This window comes from Limnohabitans sp. Jir72, from assembly GCF_003063575.1.
Classification (GTDB): domain Bacteria; phylum Pseudomonadota; class Gammaproteobacteria; order Burkholderiales; family Burkholderiaceae_C; genus Limnohabitans_A.
Window position 1 is genome coordinate 340,771 of sequence record NZ_NESC01000001.1, and the last position, 17,003, is coordinate 357,773.

A 17,003-nucleotide genomic window follows, 5' to 3' on the forward strand; every position below is an offset into this window, starting at 1 on the left:
CATGCAGGCCTCTTGGCCCCGCGCATGCAGCGCGCACATGTAAGAAAAGTTAATTATTGGGTACAAAAGTCAACTCATTACCGACAGACGCGTTAGATGAGCTTCATCTGAACAGAAAGAATGCACCATGCAATTTCCCCCCAAAGCCATCCTCGCCATCGCCCTGCTGGGCATGGTGCAAATCAGCCATGCAGGCAACCCACTCGGAACCATGTTGGGGCAGGAAGCAGACAAACTTCAGCAGCGAGGCAAAGACCACGCTTTGGACGCCGCACAGCATGGCCACACAGCGGACAGGCAGCATGAACACGCACACGAACAACATGGGCAAGACCAAGCCGGCAGCGGTCAAACCTGTCCCGACGAACGCGGCCTGCGCTCGGCTCAAGGCAATGTCCACACCACCATGAACTTCCTGAACAAACGCGTTCATGAGGTTCGCACTTATTGGCTGGACTACCAGGGCCGCAGGGTTTTCTACAAGGCGATTCCTGCCAAAACCCGCTACACACAACCCACTTACCAAACACATCCTTGGGTGGTGACTGACCAGCGAGACAACTGCATCGGCGTTTTTATTTCCAACACCCGCTCTGGGATGGCCGAAATTCGCTGAGCCAAGCAAACACACCCTACGCTGCAGATAACTCGTCCCTTTCAAGGCGTGCGGTCTAGTCAGGGCCATCGCGCCTTTGGCTGTGCTGAGGGATAATCGCGTCCCATGACGATCACCATCAAAACCGCCGAAGACATCGAAGGCATGCGCGTAGCTTGCCGCCTGGCTTCGGAAGTCCTCGACTACATCGAGCCCTTCATCAAGCCGGGCATCACCACCAACGAGATTGACAAGCTGTGCCACGACTACATGGTCGATGTGCAAGGCTGCATCCCCGCGCCGCTGAACTATGCGCCAGGTGGCTACAAGCCCTACCCCAAGTCGATCTGCACCTCCATCAACCACCAGGTCTGCCACGGCATTCCGAATGACAAGCCCCTCAAAAAAGGCGATTCGCTCAACGTCGACATCACCACCATCAAGGACGGCTGGCACGGTGACACCAGCCGCATGTTCATGGTGGGCGAGGCCTCGATTGCCTCCAAGCGCCTGGCCAAGCTGACGTATGACGCCATGTGGAAAGGCATTGAGCAGGTCAAGCCCGGTGCCCATTTGGGTGACATTGGCCATGCGATTCAAAAGTTTGCCGAAGGCCACGGCTTTTCGGTGGTGCGCGAGTTTTGCGGTCACGGCATTGGCCGGGGTTTTCACGAAGAGCCACAGGTGCTGCACTACGGCAAGCCCGGCACCCTGATTGAGCTGGTGCCCGGCATGATTTTTACAATCGAGCCGATGATCAACGCGGGCCGCAAAGAGATCAAGGAAATGGGCGATGGCTGGACCATTGTGACCAAGGACCATTCCTTGTCGGCGCAATGGGAGCACACCGTGGTGGTCACCGAGACTGGCTACGAGGTGCTGACCTTGTCGGCAGGCAGCCCCGCTATTCCCGACTTCATCACCTCCAAAGCGGCCTGAGATGACCGAGCTGGCTGCGCTGCGCGACGCCTACAAGCGCGACAAGGCAGCGGTGCTGCAAACCCTGGCCGAATCCAAGGCCAGCACGCGCAGCCTGCAACGCACACTCAAGCACCTGGCGGCTTTGGCCGACGGCTTGCTGATTGAGCTTTGGCGTCAAGCAGGCTTTGCCCCTGCGTTGTGCCTGGTTGCCGTGGGTGGCTTTGGCCGAGGTGAGCTGTTCCCGGCTTCCGACGTGGACGTGTTGCTGCTCTTGCCCGCAGGCCAGTCACCAGAAACCTCGCCCGAGCTGCAAAGCCAGCTGGAGCGCTTCATTGGCAGTTGCTGGGACACGGGCCTGGAAATCGGCTCCAGTGTGCGCAACCTGGACGAATGCCTGGCCGAGTCGGCCAAGGACATCACGGTCCAAACATCTTTGTTGGAATCGCGCCTGATCACGGGCAACGCAGTGCTGTTTGCGGATTTCCAGAAGCAATACATCGGCGCGATGGACCCGCAAGCCTTCTTCGTGGCCAAGTCGCTGGAGATGCGCCAGCGCCACACCAAGTTTGAAGACACACCCTACGCGCTGGAGCCCAATTGCAAAGAGTCCCCCGGTGGCCTGCGCGACCTGCAGATCATTTTGTGGGTGGCCCGTGCAGCCGGTCTGGGCAGCAGCTGGGACGATCTGGCGCGCAACGGCCTGGCCACGCCGCTGGAAATCCGGCAAATCAAGCGCAACGAAGCCCTGCTGGGCCTGATCCGTGCGCGTTTGCATTTGCAAGCGCGCCGCCGCGAAGACCGGATGGTGTTTGACTTGCAAACCGGGGTGGCCGAGTCGTTCGGCTACAGCGCCGATGTCTTGCCCGATGGGCGCTTGGCTTTGCGTGCCAGCGAAAAGCTGATGCGCCAATACTATTGGGCCGCCAAGGCGGTCACGCAGCTCAACCAGATTTTGCTGCTCAACATCGAAGACCGCCTCAAAAGCGACCGGGGCGAGACCCTGGGCAGTTTTCGCCCGCTGAACGAGCGCTTTTTCGAAAAAGCCGGCCTGATCGAAGTCGCCAGTGACGACCTCTACGAAAAGCACCCCCACGCGATCCTGGAAACCTTTTTGCTGTACCAGGCCACACCGGGAGTGACCGGTTTGTCGGCCCGCACACTGCGGGCACTGTACAACGTGCGGGCCATCATGAACGGACGCTTCAGGGCCGACCCGGTGAACCGCCAGACCTTCATGCAAATCTTGCAGCAGCCCTTTGGCATCACCCATGCCATGCGGCTGATGAACCAGACCTCGGTGCTGGGCCGCTATTTGTGGGTGTTCCGTCGCATTGTGGGTCAGATGCAGCACGACCTTTTCCATGCCTACACGGTGGACCAGCACATCTTGATGGTGCTGCGCAATGTGCGGCGCTTTTTCATGGCAGAGCATGCGCACGAATACCCGTTTTGCTCGCAACTGGCCGCCGGTTGGGACAAGCCCTGGATCCTTTACGCCGCTGCGCTTTTCCACGACATCGCCAAAGGCCGTGGCGGAGACCATTCGCAACTGGGCAAGGCCGAGGTGCGTGCCTTTGCGCGCCAGCACCAACTGGACAAAGCCGATGCGCAGCTGGTCGAGTTTCTGGTGGGCGAGCACCTGACCATGAGCCATGTCGCGCAAAAAGAAGACCTGAGCGATCCCGATGTGATCGGGCGGTTTGCCCAGCGCGTGGGCAATGAGCGCAACTTGACCGCCTTGTATTTGCTGACGGTGGCCGACATCCGTGGCACCAGCCCCAAAGTCTGGAACGCCTGGAAAGGCAAGCTGCTGGAAGACCTCTACAAATCCACGCTGCGTGTGTTGGGTGGCCGTGCGCCCGATGCCAACGCCGTGGTGGAAGCGCGCAAGCGCGATGCCCTGGTCGAGCTGGCCCGCCACGCCGAACCCCACGAAGGCCACAAGGCCTTGTGGGACACGCTGGATGTGGGTTATTTCATGCGCCACGATGCCAGCGACATCGCTTGGCATGCCCGCCAACTGTCGCGCCATGTGGCCAAACCCGATCCGGCCGGGCCGCGCACCATCGTGCGTGCCCGCATATCGCCCGTGGGCGAAGGCTTGCAGGTGCTGGTGTTCACCCCGGACCAAGCCGATTTGTTTGCCCGCATTTGCGGTCACTTTGATCAGGCTGGCTTCAGCATTTTGGACGCCAAGGTGCACACCACCCGCACGGGCTGGGCGCTGGACACTTTCCAGATCGTGACCAACACACTGCCCGAGCATTACCGCGAATTGATCTCCATGGTGGAGTCAGATTTGGCCCTCACGATCGAGCGCCAAGGCCCCCTGCCCGCGCCCTCGCGCGGCCGTGTCTCACGCCGGGTCAAGAGCTTCCCGATGACGCCGCGCGTCACGCTCAAACCCGATGACAAGGCGCAAAGTTGGTTGCTCAGCATCTCGGCCAGTGACCGCATAGGTTTGCTCTACAGCATCGCCACCGTGCTGGCCAAGCATGGCATTGACCTGCAACTGGCCAAGATCAGCACCTTGGGCGAGCGGGTGGAAGACACCTTCTTGATCAGCGGTCCGGCCCTGCAACAAAACAAGGCGCAAATCGCCATCGAAACCGAATTGCTGCAGGCGCTTGAAGCGGTCTGAACAGACCTGGGTGCGCCTTGGCCTGCGCCTTACTGGCTCATGCGAGACGAGTAACGACACACGCGTGGGTCAAACCAGGTTTTCGAAAATTCAGCCACTTCGTTGCCAGCGGTCCAAGAAACGCGCTCAATGTAACCGGCCCACGCGCCGGGGCTCAGCAGCAATACCGAATCGGCCCAATCGGGCGCGGGTGCTGCGCTGATCTGGTCTTCCACCCGGGCAATCCAGACATTCAAGCGCTGTTGGTAGAACAGGTACATCGAGTCGCCCAACTCGGAAGCGCTCAACTGTGGGCAGCCCTGGGCGGTAAACCAGATTTCCTCCAGCGCCACCGGCACTTGGCTCAAATAACGCAAGCGGCGCACCCGCCAGCAGGGCGCACCCTCCTCACCGAGCGCATCACTGCCCAGCTGAGGCATGCCAGGCTCGGCCTTGAGTTGGCGGACCTCGAGAATTTTGGCCGTTGGCAAGCCCGGCCCGTCGGTCAATTCCAGGCGAAACAGCTCGTAAATCTGCTGCGAACCCTGCACACTTTTCACATAGGTGCCCGAGCCCTGAATGCGCTCGAGCACGCCTTGACTCTCCAAAAGCGCCAGCGACTTGCGCAACGTGCCCACCGCGACAGACAGCGTTTGTGCCAGGGCCGCTTCGGTCGGCAAACGCTCGCCACGGTGCCAGTAGCCTGCCTTGATTTGACGAACCAACAGTTCGGCAATTTGCAGGTAAACGGGGAGCGGTTGAGCGTGATTTGCAGCTTTCATGGCCCACAGTATGACAAATTGGTGGAAACCCCCAAACCAACACGCGTCAATTCCTATACTATTCATTCATTAATTCAGGAGATCTGACATGAGCATCGTTCCCGTCAAAGGACAAGACGTCCAAGGCGCTGAAGTCGCTTGGTTTGCACCGCTGTGTTCGGATGATTTTCGCCACCTGGGTGTGCCCGATGGCGACTTGCGCAGCAACTGGGCCAACACCAGCCGCATCGTCGAAAGGGCCGATGAACTCGGCTATCGCAACATCCTGTGCCCATCGTCCTACCAGGTCGGGCAAGACACCCTGACCTTTGCCGCCGCCGTCGCCCACAAAACCCAGCGCATGAACCTGCTGGCAGCGATCCGCTGCGGCGAGGTGCACCCTGCCATGCTGGCGCGCACCGTGGCCACGTTGGACCACATTCTGGAAGGCCGCCTCACGCTGAACGTGATTTCGTCTGACTTTCCCGGCCAACAAGAGGACAGCGCTTACCGTTACCGCCGTTCGTGGGAAGTGGTCGAGATCCTCAAACAAGCTTGGACCCAAGACGAGATCAACTACGACGGCGAGATCTACAAGCTCAAGGGCCTGTCCACCGACCCTGTGCGGCCTTACCAAACCAACGGCGGCCCCCTGCTCTACTTTGGGGGCTACAGCCCCGACGCACTGGCCCTGTGCGGCGCACACTGCGACACCTATTTGATGTGGCCCGAGCCCAAGGACATGCTGGCCCAGCGCATGCGCGATGTGCATGCCCAGGCCGAGAAATACGGCCGCTTGCTGGACTATGGCTTGCGCGTGCACATGATCGTGCGCGACACCGAAGCCGAAGCGCGTGAATATGCGCGCGAGTTGGTCTCGCAACTGGACGATGAAAAAGGCCGCGAAATCCGCCACAGGGCCTTGGATGCCACCAGCCTGGGCGTTTCGCTGCAAAGCGCCAACCGCGACCGCGCCGACGACGAAGGCTATGTCGAGCCGCATCTGTGGACCGGTGTGGGCCGCGCCCGCAGCGGCTGTGGCGCTGCGCTGGTGGGCAGTGTCGATCAGGTGCTCAGCGAAATCGAGGCTTATCAAAAGATGGGCATCCGGGCCTTCATCTTTTCCGGTTACCCTCACCTGCAGGAGTGCGAGATCTTTGGCACCAAAGTCTTGCCACAGCTCAAGACGGTTTCCCTTGCACAAGAATATGGCCGCGTTCCGGCCCAAACACCGCCCACACCGTTGGGCACAGGAGTTCGCAAATGAGTTCAAAGCAAATCGGCCGCCTTGCGCTGCCCAACGGGCGCAGCCTGAGCCGCATGGCCTATGGTGTGTGGCGCCTGTCCGAGGCCACCGACCACTCGGTGGACGCCAACTTGGCGCGCATTGACGCTTGCTTGGCGCAGGGCATCACCACTTTCGACCATGCCGACATTTACGGCAATTACAGCTGCGAAGAACTGTTTGGCCAAGCCATCAAGGCACGCTCCAGCCTGAAAGACCAGATCGAAATCGTCACCAAAACCGACATCATGCTGCTGTCGGACAAATGGCCGGACACCCGCGTCAAGCACTACGACACCAGCCCGGCCCATGTGACCGCCAGCGTGGACCGATCCTTGTCGCGCATCGGTGTGGATGTGATCGACCTGCTGCTCATCCACCGCCCCGACCCGCTGATGGACGCCCAGGCTTTGGGTGCGTGCCTGGATGGCCTGATCGACAGCGGCAAGCTGCGCGGCGTGGGCGTGTCCAACTTCATGCCCTGGGATGTGGACTTGCTGCAGTCGTGCATGAAGCACAAGCTGCAAACCAACCAGATCGAGCTGAGCCTTTTGAACACAGCACCGTTCACCAACGGTCAGATTGCGCATGCGCAACAGCACCGCATGCCGGTGATGGCGTGGTCGCCCTTGGGTGGCGGTCGCCTGCATTCGCAAGCGCACACGACAGGCACAGCCGCCGCACGCTTGGCCCCCGCATTGGCCAAACTGGCGCTGGCCTCGGGCAGCGACACCACCGCCGTGGCCATGGCCTGGCTGATGCACCACCCCGTGGGCATCTTGCCTGTCATGGGCACCAACCAAATGGAGCGCATCCAGCGCTTTGCCGATGCGGCGCGGATCCCCATGGACCGCCAGACTTGGTATGAACTGTATGAATTGGCCAACGGCCATGAAGTGCCTTGAAGAAAGTGCCCATGCGCCACATGCCCGATGACATCACTTCAGCAGCCACTGCGGCTGCCCCCGTGAGCGACCCTGCCGATTACCGCAAAGCCCTGGGCTGTTTTGGCACCGGCGTCACGGTGGTCACCGCACACCACGAGGGACAAGACTGGGGCATGACCTGCAACTCCTTCAGCTCGGTCTCCTTGAACCCCCGACTGGTGCTGTGGAGCATCCGCAAAGAAGCCAGCAGTTTGCCCGCGTTCACGCAATCGGGCGGCTTCACGGTCAACGTTCTGGCAAGCACTCAAGCCACCGTGGCCAACCAGTTTGCCAAAGGGGCCATGGCCGAACGATTTGCAGGTGTGCCGGTTCACCGGCAAGCCAGCCAGCGCCTTCGGCTGGATTCATGCGTGGCTTGGTTTGACTGCACCGTTCACCAATTGGTGGACGCGGGCGATCACCACATCATCATCGGCCAGGTCAGGGACTTTGGTTGGCAAGACGCAGCGCCCCTGGCTTTTTGCCGCAGCCAATTCGGCTTGTTTCAGCCTTTATCGAGCTGATGGGGCTGATGGGGCTTTTGCGGCACGCCGTGTGCTGCAAAAGCCCGATACAGACGCGCCCCTCTCAGTCGAACTTCAGGCGGGAGATGACGCCTCAAGCCTGCACGCTGGAAGACACGGGCAGCAACGCAGACAAGGCCGTCTGGTCCAATCCCGTCGCCATCCAGAAGGGGTACGACGCGGCCTCGCGAAGCACCAATAAACGGTTGGCCAACGGCCCGGCCTGGGTCACGGCGGGGTTGATGAGCAGCACATAACGCGAGGCCTGGGGCCCAGCTTCATCACGCAGCAAGCCCACCCAATCGAGGCTTCGCAAAACCTCCAGGACCGACAAGACCTCGCGCAAATCCAGACGCAAACGCACACTCAAGGCCTCGGCGCTCAGGCCATGCGGGGACAACTGCCGCTGGGCATTGAGCGTGGCCGTCACCTCCAGCGCGACCCGAAACGCCCAGCCCGCGCCATCCGCTTGGCGCAGCTGTTGACGCCGCACCTCGGGCATGCTGGCCGCAATCACCGCCCCCAGCAGCACAATCACCCAGGTCACATAAATCCAGACCAACAAAATCGGCACAGCGGCAAAAGCGCCATAGATCACCGAATAGGTCGGAAACTGGATGAGGTAAATCGCCAACAACTTTTTGGCGATCTCGATGCCGCCCGCCACCAAAAAACCCGCCGTCAGCGCATGGCGCCACTGCACCCGAGTATTGGGTACATAAAAATACAGGCCGCTCACACAAGCGACCAACAAGAAGAACTCCACACCGTCGAGCAAGCCGCGCACGATACCGGGCAAAACATTCACCACATCTTGCGAGGCGGTCACCACATACGAGGTGATGGCCAGACTGGCACCCAGAAACAAGGGGCCCAACGTGATGGCCGACCAGTACAGCAAGACCCTCTGCGCCAAGGGACGCTGCCGGTCGATGCGCCAGATCTGCCCCAGCGTGCGCTCGATCGTCACCATCAAAGCGACCGCAGACATGACCACCGCCACCAGACCGACCGCACCGAGTCGACTGGCTTTGCGCGAAAACTGCGTCAGGTAACTGAGCACCTGCCGCGAAATGCTCTCGGGCACCAAGCTGTCGATCAGCCAGCGTTGGATCGTGTCCTGGAACTTGCCAAACATCGGAAAGGCGGCGAACACCGACAAGCCCACCACAAACAAAGGCACCAGGGCCAGCACGGTCGTGAACGTGAGCGAACTGGCGCTCACGCCCAAGCGGGCATCGCGAAAACGCTGCGCCAAAACGCTCAGCATCTGACGCCAAGGCAGCTCGGTCAGCTCTTGCCACCAAGCTTTGAAATGTTCGCGCCAAGTCAGCACGGGAGGAAGGGATTTCATGACCGGTATGATGCCACCGCCATGAACACAAATACTGACAACATCCCCTCTGGCGTGAATTTCACGCGCTGGCTTGCCGTGGGCAGCTTGCTCGGCCTGATTTTGGTGGGCCTGGCCTGGGAGTTGTGGCTTGCCCCGCTGCGCCCGGGCGGCTCTTGGTGGGCCATCAAGGTGCTGCCTTTGTGCCTGCCTCTGGCCGGTTTGCTCAAGCACCGCATGTACACCTACCGTTGGGTGAGTCTGCTGGTCTGGCTGTATTTCACCGAAGGTGCCGTGCGGGCCTGGGGCGACAAGTGGCCATCGAATGGCCTGGCCCTGCTGCAGGTGCTGCTGTGCACCAGCCTGTTTGTGGCTTGCGCCCTGCATGTGCGCATCCGCATCCAAGCCGCCAAGGCGACGGGCAACTTCGTGCCCGTGCCCAAAGATTGAGTTTTTTGAACCTCACGGCCCAAGGGCCGTGCGCATGCACATGAACACCCCTTTGCCATCGACCGCCTCGCTGATTGCTCAACTGCGCCAGATTTGCGGCGCGGCCAACGTGCTCACCCACGATGACCCCGGCGCCGACCTGAGCCCCTGGGAGCAGGACTGGCGCAAACGCGTCAGAGGCAAAGCGCTGGCCGTGGTGCGCCCAGGCAGCACCCCCGAAGTGGCCGCCGTGGTCAAGGCGTGTGCGGCAGCCCACACACCCATCGTGCCGCAAGGCGGCAACACCGGCCTGGTGGTGGGCGGTGTGCCCGATGACTCGGGCACGCAGATCGTGTTGAGCATGACCCGTATGAACGCGGTGCGCGCCATCGACCCCGCCAACTTGACCATCACGGTGGAGGCCGGTTGCGTGCTGCAAAACCTGCAAGCCGCAGCCGAAGGTGCGGGCTTTTTGTTCCCCCTGAGCCTGGGGGCTGAGGGCAGCTGCACGATTGGCGGCAACCTGGGCACCAACGCAGGCGGCACGCAAGTGGTGCGCTACGGCAACACGCGCGAACTTTGCCTGGGCCTGGAAGTGGTGACCGCACTAGGCGAGGTCTGGAACGGCCTGACCGGCCTGCGCAAAGACAACACCGGCTACGACCTGCGCAATTTGATGATTGGCAGCGAAGGCACGCTGGGCATCATCTGCGCCGCCACCATGAAGCTCTACCCCCTGCCTGCAGCGCAGCTGACCGCCTGGGCCGCTGTGCCCAGCATGCAAGCGGCGGTCGATCTGCTGGGTCTGGCGCATCAGCGCCTGGGCCCGGGCCTGACGGGTTTTGAAGTCATGAACCAGTTTGCGCTGGGCCTGGTGGACAAGCATTACCCGCAACTGCGCGTGCCGCTGTGGCAGGGCACCCCCTGGTGCGTGCTGCTGGAAAACTCCGACAGCGAAAACGAAGCCCATGCGCGTGCTCAGTTCGAAGCCTTGCTCGAAGCCGCTCTAGAGGCAGGCTTTGTGAGCGACGCGGTGGTGGCCGAGAACCTGACCCAAGCCCGAGGCCTGTGGCACATCCGCGAAAGCATCACCCTGGCACAGGCCGCCGAAGGCCTGAACATCAAGCACGACATCAGCATCCCGGTCTCGCGCATACCGGCCTTTGTGGCCGAGACCGATGCCCTGCTGGCGCGCGAAGTGCCCGGCGTGCGCATGGTGGACTTTGGCCACCTGGGCGACGGCAATCTGCACTACAACGTGCAAGCCCCTGAAGGCGTGGATGGCCAAGTCTTTTTGCGCGAGAACGAAGAGCGCGTGAACACCTTGGTGTTTGACCAAGTGCTCAAATTCGACGGCTCGATCAGCGCCGAACACGGCGTGGGCGAGCTCAAAGTGGGCAAACTGCCCGACTACAAAGACCCCACAGCGCTGGCCATGATGCGGGCCGTCAAGCAAGCGCTGGACCCACAGAACCTGCTCAACCCGGGTCGCGTGCTGACCCGGCCCTGAGACCGAACGCCGTCCGCAGCGCCTCATCGGTGCAATGGCACGGCCCACGCCGGTTTTCAGCCCTCCACAAACACCCGCGCCTTGCGCGGTGTCAGCACCAGCGTCTCGCCCTCTTTGAAGTCTTGCTGGCGGTATTGCGAAGCCGACAGCTGCGCTTCGATGATCGCGTCTTTGCCGAAGTGGCTTTCCACGGGCTCCAACTCAAGACGGGCCACCGGGCCCACCACGATGGCACGGGTCAGCTTGGCCACGATGCCCGTGTTGACAACGCCGGGCGTGTAGCGGGCTACGTCCAAATCGTGCGGGCGCACGTAAGCAAAAGCCTTGGCGTCTTGCACCTGAGCATGTTCAGGGCTGTCCAGTCGAACCGCATGCTGGTCGGCACCGATCAGCATCTCGCCTTCGTGTGCACGGCCGTGGAACAGGTTCACGTCGCCCAAAAAGCCATACACAAACGGGCTGGCCGGGTGGTCCCACACGTCTTGCGGCGAGCCGATCTGCTCGATGTTGCCTTTGTTCATCAGCACCACGCGGTCGGCCACTTCCAGGGCTTCTTCCTGGTCGTGCGTCACAAAGATGCTGGTCACATGCAATTCGTCGTGCAGACGGCGCAACCAGCGGCGCAGCTCTTTGCGCACCTTGGCATCCAGCGCACCAAAGGGCTCGTCGAGCAGCAGCACCTTGGGCTCCACCGCCAGCGCACGGGCCAGCGCAATGCGTTGGCGTTGCCCGCCTGACAGTTGCGAGGGGTAGCGGTCGGCCAGCCAGTCGAGCTGCACCAAGCCCAGCAGCTCGTGCACCTTGCGCTGGATTTCCGATTCGCTGGGGCGTTCTTTGCGGGGCTTGACGCGCAGGCCAAAGGCCACGTTCTCGAACACCGTCATGTGGCGGAACAAGGCGTAGTGCTGGAACACAAAACCCACCTGACGTTCGCGCACATGCACATGGGTGTTGTCTTCGCCGCTGAAGCCAATGGTGCCGCTGTCGGCGGTCTCCAGCCCCGCGATGATGCGCAGCAGCGTGGTCTTGCCGCAGCCCGATGGCCCCAGCAAAGCGACGAGTTCACCCGACTCGATGTCGAGGCTGACGTTGTTCAGCGCGGTGAAGTCGCCGAATTGTTTGTTGACGTTGCGGATTTCGATGCTCATGGTTTCTCTCGATGGGTGTACCGTGGCTGATGGCTGATGGCTGATGGCTGATGGCTGGTTGTCGGTGACTGTTGTTGTAGGAGCCCACCCCGTGGGCGATTTCACGCACACCGCCAAGGCATGCCATCGCACACGGGGTGGGCTCCTACAAAAATTCAGTGTGGGCTCTGTGGATGGGTGGGTGGGCTGGGCCGCTCAGGCGCGGTATCAGCCGTGGCTTTCATGTCTTGCTCGTGGCGCCACTCGATCACCGACTTGATGACCAAGGTCACCAAAGCCAGCAAGGCCAAGAGCGAAGCCACCGCAAAGGCGGCCACCGATTGGTATTCGTTGTACAAAATTTCCACGTGCAGCGGCATGGTGTTGGTCTGCCCACGGATGTGGCCCGAGACCACCGACACCGCGCCGAACTCGCCCATGGCCCGTGCATTGCACAAGATCACGCCGTAAATCAGGCCCCACTTGATGTTGGGCAGCGTGACGTACCAAAAGGTCTGCCAGCCGGTGGCACCCAGCACAATGGCGGCTTGCTCTTCGTCGTTGCCCTGCGCCTGCATGAGCGGGATCAGCTCGCGGGCAATGAAGGGGAAGGTCACAAACACCGTGGCCAGCACGATGCCGGGCACCGCGAACACGATCTTGATGTCGTGCGCCTGCAGCCAAGGGCCAAACCAGCCCTGCGCGCCAAACATGAGCACATAAATCAAACCGGCCACCACGGGCGAGACCGAAAACGGCAAGTCCACCAGCGTGGTCAAAAAGGCTTTGCCCTTGAATTCGTATTTGGCAATCGCCCAAGCCGCTGCGACCCCGAACACCAGGTTCAACGGGACCGCAATGGCGGCTGTGATCAAGGTCAATCGGATGGCCGACCAGGCATCGGGCTCCTTGAGCGCTTCAAAGTACGCCTCAAACCCCTTGCGCAAAGCTTCGGTGAACACCGCCGCCAAGGGCAAGACCAGAAACAAAAACATGAACACCAGCGCGATGCCGATCAGGCTGTAACGCACCCATGCTGGCTCAGTGGTGCCCGCTTGCGCGCGGCGTGAAGAACTGTTCGTGCTCATGCCGGGGCTCCTGTGTGACGGCGCTGCCAGGCTTGCAGCGCGTTGATGACGAGCAGCAAAACAAAAGAGAACACCAACATGACCAAGGCCACGGCAGTGGCACCTGCGTAGTCGTATTGCTCGAGCTTGCCAATGATGATCAGCGGCGTGATCTCGGACACCATGGGCATGTTGCCCGCGATGAAGATGACCGAACCGTATTCACCAATGGCACGCGCAAACGCCATGGCAAAGCCCGTGAGCAATGCGGGCGCGATCGACGGAAAAATCACCCGGGTGAAGGTTTGCCAGCGCGTTGCGCCCAAGCAGGTGGCCGCTTCTTCAAGTTCTTTCTCGGCGTCTTCCAGCACAGGCTGCACCGTGCGCACCACAAAGGGCAAGCCAATGAAGATCAAAGCGATCACCACGCCATTGGGGTTGAAGGCCAGTTGAATGCCCAGAGGCTCCAGGTACTGCCCCACCCAACCATTGCCCGCCAGCAAAGCCGTGAGCGAAATGCCCGCCACCGCCGTGGGCAGCGCAAAAGGCAAATCGACCAATGCGTCAATGAGCTTCTTGCCAAAAAAGTTGTAGCGCACCAGCACCCAAGCCACCAGCAGGCCAAACACCACATTGACCATGGCTGCGATCAGCGATGCGCCAAAGGTCAGGCGATAAGAGGCCATCACACGCGGCCCCGTCACAGCGGCCCAAAACTGGTCCCAGGTCAAGGTGAAGGTTTTGAAAAACAGTGCCGACAAGGGGATCAGCACGATCAAGCTCAAATAGAAGATGGTGAACCCCAGGGTCAGGTTGAACCCGGGCAACACTTTGGCTGGCACCCGCCGTTTGGCAGGCGCCGCAATGGGCAATGCGGTCATGGGTGGGAAAACTTATTTGACGGTGTACAGCTTGTCGAACTGACCGCCATCGTTGAAATGGACCTTTTGGGCTTCGCTCAAAGAGCCAAACAGCTCCTGCACAGTGAACAGCTGAATGGGCTTGAAGGTGCTGGCGTATTTTTTGAGGATCGCCGCATTGCGGGGGCGCAGTGCATGCTTGGCGGCGATCTCCTGCGCCTCGTCGGAGTACAGGTAGTTCAAATAAGCCTTGGCCAAATCGCCCGTGCCTTTTTTGGCCACAGTGCGCTCCACCACGGCCACCGGGTTTTCAGCCACGATGCTGATCGAGGGGTGCACCGCATCGACCTTGCCCGCGCCAAACTCGTTGTCCACCGAGACCACTTCGGACTCGAAGGTCACCAGCACATCACCGATGTTGCGCTGCAAAAAGATGGTCGTTGCATCACGCCCACCTTTGGCCAAGACCGGCACATTCTTGTACAGCTTGCCCACAAACTCGGCCGCCTGTGCATCGCTGGCCCCTTTCTTCTTGGCATAGCCCCAGGCCGCCAAATAAGCCATGCGGCCATTGCCACCGGTCTTGGGGTTGACCACGATCACCTGAATGCCGGGCTTGGTCAGATCGTCCCAGTCCTTGATGTTTTTGGGGTTGCCATTGCGCGTGAGGAACAGCATGGTTGATGTGGTGGGCGAGGCATTGTTGGGGAAGCGCTTGGGCCAATCCTTGGCCACCACACCGGTGCTGGCCAAAAAGTCCACATCGGTGGTGGTGTTCATGGTCACCACATCGGCGTCCAGGCCATCGTTGACCGCACGCGCCTGCGCGCTGGAGCCGCCATGGGCCTGGTCGATCTTGATGTCCTTGCCCGTGGTCTTTTTGTAGTTGGCAATGAAGGCCGCGTTGTAGTCTTTGTAGAACTCGCGGGCCACGTCATACGAGGCGTTGAGCAAGGTTTGTGCACTGGCGCCCAGGCCAGACAAAGCCAGCGTGGCGGCCAAGGCGATGTGTGTGAGTTTTTTCATGCGGTTTCCAATTGAGATTCAGGGGTACCGCTCCAAGAGAGCGAACCGGTCAGGGATTGCAGCAAAGCCAAGCCCAATGGCCATTCGCCAAAGCCCGCTTCGATGTTGATGTGCCCTGCATTTTGCAGGCGCACCACTTCACTGCCCCAAGACCGGGCATAAGCGCCTGCAGTGCGCACGGGGCAAAAGGGGTCGTTGGTGCTGGCCACCACGATGCTGCGGTAAGGCAAGGGCTGGTAAGGCACGGGCGCAAAGTCCGCCAAGGGGCCACGGCGCTCCGGATCGGCCGGTGCCACGAGCAATGCACCGCTGATGCGGCCAGCCACCTCAGGCGGCAACAGCGTGGTGGCGATGCACCCCAAACTGTGCGCCACCACCACCACAGGCCCCGGCTGCGCCAAGATGGTCTTGGCGATGGCCTGCAACCACACCGCCTGCTTGGGGCGCTGCCAGTCCTCGTCGGCCATCGCCACGCGCACTGCGCCCGGCAGGCGCTTGGCCCACAAGGTTTGCCAGTGGCCGGGGCCAGAATCTTTCCAGCCGGGAACGATGACGAGGGTGGTTTCGCAAGACATGTGGGCGATTGTCCCGGCCGCCCTTTAAAACCCAAACTACTTTTTTATTGTTTGTTAATGACTAAAACAGATAAAGATTTGTATCGCTCCAAAGAATTTCTTTATTTTGAATCATTAAGCAGTCGTTGCGACCATTCGGGCTGATAACGGTCCGCCTGGATGTCCGGCGTCACACCGTGCGTGAACACCTCGTCGGTGATCGGGATGAACTGCGCGTTCCAGTCCTCCCACTTTTGGCGCAAGCGTGCAAACACCTCGGGCAGCTTGTTCTTGAGGTTGGCGCGCTCCAGCGTGTCGGTGACCACGTCAAACAAAAATTCGTGCTCGTTGATCTTGAGGTACTTGTAGGGTCCCTCGCGCACGGCCCGCTGGGCCTGCGCTTTGTAGCGCCAGAACAGGCTGCGCTCGTGCACCGGGGCCTGGCCCTGCAGCACGGGCAGGATGTTCTCGCCGTCGGGTGCGTAGTCGGGATGCGGCTGCAGCCCCGCAGCGGCCAGCAAGGTGGGCAGCCAGTCCATGCTTATGGTCACCTGCTCGCTCACCTGCGGCTTGAGGCCCGCTGGCCAGCGCAGCAATGTGGGCACGCGCAAGCCACCTTCGAGCAGTTCGGTCTTTTGCCCGGTGAAGGGCCAGGTCTTGGCAAAGCGCTCGCCGCCGTTGTCGCTGCTGAACACCACGATCGTGTTGTCATTGAGCCCCTGGCGTTTGAGTTGGCCCAGCACCTGCCCCACCGCCGCGTCGAGCGATCGCACCATGCGTGCATAGGTGGCCAGGTTGCCGCCGTCGTAATGGAACAGGTCTTTCAGGTTGCGTGAGACTTCTTCGTCCTCCGGCCCCACCCAGGGCCAGTGCGGCGCGGTGAAGTGCAGCGACAAGAAGAAAGGTTTGTCTTGGCTCTGCTGGCCGATCCAGTCACTGGCCTCATCGGCCAGCAGCTGGGTGTAGTAGCCCACGCGCTCCACGGGCACCTCGCCCTCGTACAAATCACGCGGCACTGCCTCGCCCACACCCGGCTTGTGCGTGAAGTAGTCGATGGCGCCGCCGTAGTTGCCAAAAAAGCGCTGGTAACCACTCTTGAGCGGCCCGAAACTGGGCAGGCTGCCCAGATGCCACTTGCCGATCAGCGCGGTGTTGTAGCCCGCATCGCGCAAGAGCGAAGGCAGCGTGGGATGTTCGGGCGGCAGGCCATAGCGCTGCGCCTGCCGCACCAAAGGCTCTTCGAGCCCGCCACGAAAGTGGTACTGGTAACGCCCGGTGATCAGCGCAAAGCGCGTGGCCGAGCACACGGCCGAATTGGCATAGGCCTGCGTGAAGCGCACACCCTCGGCGGCCATTTGGTCCAAGTGGGGCGTGGTGAAGGCCGTTTGACCATACACACTCAGGTCGGCCCAGCCCAGGTCATCGGCCAGGATGAAAACAATGTTCGGTGGCTTGGTGCTCATGG

At 61.1% G+C, this 17,003-nt stretch carries 16 protein-coding genes; 8 read left to right on the plus strand and 8 right to left on the minus strand.

Annotation, left to right across the window (positions count from 1 at the left end):
- The first annotated feature begins 127 nt into the window (after positions 1–127).
- From B9Z52_RS01320 to B9Z52_RS01330, 3 genes are all read left to right on the plus strand, one after another.
- The gene (locus B9Z52_RS01320; RefSeq protein ID WP_108412061.1) at positions 128–616 is read left to right on the plus strand and encodes a hypothetical protein; all 489 of its coding nucleotides are present in this window, start codon (positions 128–130) and stop codon (positions 614–616) included.
- A gap of 105 nt (positions 617–721) precedes the next feature.
- Complete coding sequence (gene map / locus B9Z52_RS01325) at positions 722–1,534, plus strand: type I methionyl aminopeptidase (RefSeq protein WP_108412062.1); 813 nt, start codon at positions 722–724, stop codon at positions 1,532–1,534.
- A gap of 1 nt (position 1,535) precedes the next feature.
- Positions 1,536–4,157: a [protein-PII] uridylyltransferase gene (locus B9Z52_RS01330; RefSeq protein ID WP_108412063.1), complete on the plus strand. Its 2,622-nt coding sequence runs from the start codon at positions 1,536–1,538 to the stop codon at positions 4,155–4,157.
- A gap of 29 nt (positions 4,158–4,186) precedes the next feature.
- On the opposite strand, the gene B9Z52_RS01335 is transcribed toward B9Z52_RS01330, so the two are convergent.
- On the minus strand, positions 4,187–4,918 hold the full coding sequence (locus tag B9Z52_RS01335) for a GntR family transcriptional regulator (RefSeq protein ID WP_108412064.1): 732 nt from the start codon (positions 4,916–4,918) through the stop codon (positions 4,187–4,189).
- An 88-nt stretch (positions 4,919–5,006) separates the two neighbouring features.
- Here B9Z52_RS01335 and B9Z52_RS01340 point away from each other — a divergent pair, with 88 nt between their 5' ends.
- From B9Z52_RS01340 to B9Z52_RS01350, 3 genes are read left to right on the plus strand one after another with little or no spacing between them, the layout of a single operon-like run.
- Positions 5,007–6,164, plus strand: a complete 1,158-nt coding sequence (locus tag B9Z52_RS01340) for an LLM class flavin-dependent oxidoreductase (protein ID WP_108412065.1) — start codon at positions 5,007–5,009, stop codon at positions 6,162–6,164.
- Positions 6,161–7,087 carry an aldo/keto reductase family oxidoreductase gene (locus B9Z52_RS01345; RefSeq protein ID WP_108412066.1) on the plus strand — a complete coding sequence of 309 codons (927 nt, stop codon included), beginning with the start codon at positions 6,161–6,163 and terminating at the stop codon, positions 7,085–7,087. Before B9Z52_RS01340 ends, B9Z52_RS01345 begins: the two co-directional genes overlap by 4 nt.
- 5 nt (positions 7,088–7,092) lie before the next feature.
- Positions 7,093–7,632 carry a flavin reductase family protein gene (locus tag B9Z52_RS01350; protein ID WP_233251787.1) on the plus strand — a complete coding sequence of 180 codons (540 nt, stop codon included), beginning with the start codon at positions 7,093–7,095 and terminating at the stop codon, positions 7,630–7,632.
- Between the two features lie 94 nt (positions 7,633–7,726).
- On the opposite strand, the gene B9Z52_RS01355 is transcribed toward B9Z52_RS01350, so the two are convergent.
- Complete coding sequence (locus B9Z52_RS01355) at positions 7,727–8,986, minus strand: YihY family inner membrane protein (protein ID WP_108412067.1); 1,260 nt, start codon at positions 8,984–8,986, stop codon at positions 7,727–7,729.
- Between the two features lie 21 nt (positions 8,987–9,007).
- On the opposite strand from B9Z52_RS01355, the gene B9Z52_RS01360 reads away from it, so the two are divergent.
- A complete protein-coding gene (locus B9Z52_RS01360) occupies positions 9,008–9,415 on the plus strand; it encodes a DUF2069 domain-containing protein (RefSeq protein ID WP_108412068.1) in 408 nt (135 codons plus the stop codon).
- A 40-nt stretch (positions 9,416–9,455) separates the two neighbouring features.
- Positions 9,456–10,904, plus strand: a complete 1,449-nt coding sequence (locus tag B9Z52_RS01365) for an FAD-binding oxidoreductase (protein WP_108412333.1) — start codon at positions 9,456–9,458, stop codon at positions 10,902–10,904.
- 56 nt (positions 10,905–10,960) lie between these two features.
- Here the strand turns inward: B9Z52_RS01365 and B9Z52_RS01370 are convergent, their stop codons facing one another.
- The 6 genes from B9Z52_RS01370 to B9Z52_RS01395 all read right to left on the minus strand — a co-directional run bounded on the left by B9Z52_RS01370 (position 10,961) and on the right by B9Z52_RS01395 (position 17,001).
- On the minus strand, positions 10,961–12,052 hold the full coding sequence (locus B9Z52_RS01370; RefSeq protein ID WP_108412069.1) for a sulfate/molybdate ABC transporter ATP-binding protein: 1,092 nt from the start codon (positions 12,050–12,052) through the stop codon (positions 10,961–10,963).
- A 155-nt stretch (positions 12,053–12,207) separates the two neighbouring features.
- Positions 12,208–13,119: a sulfate ABC transporter permease subunit CysW gene (cysW, locus tag B9Z52_RS01375; protein WP_108412070.1), complete on the minus strand. Its 912-nt coding sequence runs from the start codon at positions 13,117–13,119 to the stop codon at positions 12,208–12,210.
- Entirely contained in the window at positions 13,116–13,979 is an 864-nt protein-coding gene (gene cysT, locus B9Z52_RS01380; protein ID WP_108412071.1) for a sulfate ABC transporter permease subunit CysT, read from the minus strand. The genes cysW and cysT overlap by 4 nt, the downstream gene beginning before the upstream one ends.
- 12 nt (positions 13,980–13,991) lie before the next feature.
- Positions 13,992–14,984 (minus strand): sulfate ABC transporter substrate-binding protein, encoded by a 993-nt coding sequence (locus B9Z52_RS01385; protein WP_108412072.1) that lies wholly within the window; start codon positions 14,982–14,984, stop codon positions 13,992–13,994.
- Positions 14,981–15,559 (minus strand): alpha/beta hydrolase, encoded by a 579-nt coding sequence (locus tag B9Z52_RS01390; RefSeq protein WP_108412073.1) that lies wholly within the window; start codon positions 15,557–15,559, stop codon positions 14,981–14,983. The genes B9Z52_RS01385 and B9Z52_RS01390 overlap by 4 nt, the downstream gene beginning before the upstream one ends.
- A 101-nt stretch (positions 15,560–15,660) precedes the next feature.
- The gene (locus B9Z52_RS01395) at positions 15,661–17,001 is read right to left on the minus strand and encodes a sulfatase (RefSeq protein ID WP_108412074.1); all 1,341 of its coding nucleotides are present in this window, start codon (positions 16,999–17,001) and stop codon (positions 15,661–15,663) included.
- Positions 17,002–17,003 lie beyond the last annotated feature (2 nt).

Excerpts from the sequence above, each read along its gene's own strand:
- B9Z52_RS01320 (WP_108412061.1), top strand. The coding sequence starts at position 128 with ATGCAATTTCCCCCCAAAGCCATCCTCGCCATCGCCCTGCTGGGCATG.
- map (WP_108412062.1), top strand. The coding sequence starts at position 722 with ATGACGATCACCATCAAAACCGCCGAAGACATCGAAGGCATGCGCGTA.
- B9Z52_RS01330 (WP_108412063.1), top strand. The coding sequence starts at position 1,536 with ATGACCGAGCTGGCTGCGCTGCGCGACGCCTACAAGCGCGACAAGGCA.
- B9Z52_RS01335 (WP_108412064.1), bottom strand. The coding sequence starts at position 4,918 with ATGAAAGCTGCAAATCACGCTCAACCGCTCCCCGTTTACCTGCAAATT.
- B9Z52_RS01340 (WP_108412065.1), top strand. The coding sequence starts at position 5,007 with ATGAGCATCGTTCCCGTCAAAGGACAAGACGTCCAAGGCGCTGAAGTC.
- B9Z52_RS01345 (WP_108412066.1), top strand. The coding sequence starts at position 6,161 with ATGAGTTCAAAGCAAATCGGCCGCCTTGCGCTGCCCAACGGGCGCAGC.
- B9Z52_RS01355 (WP_108412067.1), bottom strand. The coding sequence starts at position 8,986 with ATGAAATCCCTTCCTCCCGTGCTGACTTGGCGCGAACATTTCAAAGCT.
- B9Z52_RS01360 (WP_108412068.1), top strand. The coding sequence starts at position 9,008 with ATGAACACAAATACTGACAACATCCCCTCTGGCGTGAATTTCACGCGC.
- B9Z52_RS01365 (WP_108412333.1), top strand. The coding sequence starts at position 9,456 with ATGAACACCCCTTTGCCATCGACCGCCTCGCTGATTGCTCAACTGCGC.
- B9Z52_RS01370 (WP_108412069.1), bottom strand. The coding sequence starts at position 12,052 with ATGAGCATCGAAATCCGCAACGTCAACAAACAATTCGGCGACTTCACC.
- cysW (WP_108412070.1), bottom strand. The coding sequence starts at position 13,119 with ATGAGCACGAACAGTTCTTCACGCCGCGCGCAAGCGGGCACCACTGAG.
- cysT (WP_108412071.1), bottom strand. The coding sequence starts at position 13,979 with ATGACCGCATTGCCCATTGCGGCGCCTGCCAAACGGCGGGTGCCAGCC.
- B9Z52_RS01385 (WP_108412072.1), bottom strand. The coding sequence starts at position 14,984 with ATGAAAAAACTCACACACATCGCCTTGGCCGCCACGCTGGCTTTGTCT.
- B9Z52_RS01390 (WP_108412073.1), bottom strand. The coding sequence starts at position 15,559 with ATGTCTTGCGAAACCACCCTCGTCATCGTTCCCGGCTGGAAAGATTCT.
- B9Z52_RS01395 (WP_108412074.1), bottom strand. The coding sequence starts at position 17,001 with ATGAGCACCAAGCCACCGAACATTGTTTTCATCCTGGCCGATGACCTG.